The 1123-nt window shown below is 66.8% G+C and carries 1 protein-coding gene; it reads right to left on the minus strand.

Going from position 1 to position 1123, the window contains the following annotated elements:
* Positions 1–42: 42 nt before the first annotated feature.
* A partial coding sequence (locus ACLE50_RS22325) for an IS256 family transposase (RefSeq protein ID WP_410945583.1) occupies positions 43–1123 on the minus strand: 1081 nt, incomplete at its 5' end.

Here is a 1123-nt window from a genome sequence, read left to right on the forward strand (position 1 = left end):
GGGACTGTCCGGAAGATCGTGTGTGGGCGGTGATCGTCTGTGTCAGTTCAGGGCGATCCGGTCGCCGTAGAACAGTGTCAACGCGTTCAGTGCAGCCTTCCAGCCGGTGGTCCGGCCGGTCACGTTGGTCCGGTTGGCGATCGGGCTGCGGATGACCAGGTAGAGCACCTTCAGCGCGGCCTGGTCGTTCGGGAAGTGCCCCCGCCGGCGGGTGGCCTGGCGGAATCGCGAGTTCAACGACTCCACCGCGTTGGTCGTGTAGATGACCCGGCGAACTTCGGGTGGGAAGGCGAGGAACGGCGTGAACTCCTCCCAGGCACTACGCCAGAGCCGGATGATTGCTGGGTAGCGCTCGCCCCAGTCTGTCTCGAACTCGGCGAAGCGGGCTTCGGCGGCGTCGACGGTCGGGGCGGTGTAGATCGTGCGGAGCTGCTTGGTGATCGACGACCAGTGCGCTTTGGAGGCGTAGCGCAGCGTGGCCCGGACCAGGTGCACCACGCAGTGCTGCACGGTCGCCAGCGGCCAGACCTCGGCGATCGCCTCCGGTAGACCCTTGAGTCCGTCGCAGGCCACGATGCACACGTCAGCGACACCGCGGTTACGGAGTTCGGAGAGCACCCCCATCCAGTGCTTGGCACCCTCTCCACCGGTGCCGACCCAGAGCCCGAGCACGTCTCGTTCGCCCTCGCTGTTGATGCCGAGTACGACATAGATCGGGCGGTTGGCGACCTGTCCGTCACGGATCTTGACGTGCAGAGCATCGACGAACACCACGGGATACACGCGGTCCAGAGGCCGGCTCTGCCAGGCGCCGAGTTCCTCGACGACCTTGTCGGTGACCTTCGAAACCAGCTCCCGCGACACACTGGTGCCATAGACCTCGCCCAGGTGGGCGGCGATCTCGCCGGTGGTCAGCCCCTTCGCATACAGGCTGATGATCGCCTCGTCGAAGCCCTCGACCCGGCGGGCGTGCTTGGGCACGATCTGCGGCGAGAACGTCCCCGCCCGGTCCCGCGGAACTTTGAGCTCGACTGGCCCGACCTCGGTGCGCACCGTCTTCGGCGAGCTCCCGTTGCGGTGGTTGTTGTCGCGCGACGCGGAGCGGTCGCCGGGTTCATAGCCC

The sequence above is a fragment of the Pseudonocardia phyllosphaerae genome, assembly GCF_046546475.1.
GTDB classification, from domain to species: domain Bacteria; phylum Actinomycetota; class Actinomycetes; order Mycobacteriales; family Pseudonocardiaceae; genus Pseudonocardia; species Pseudonocardia phyllosphaerae.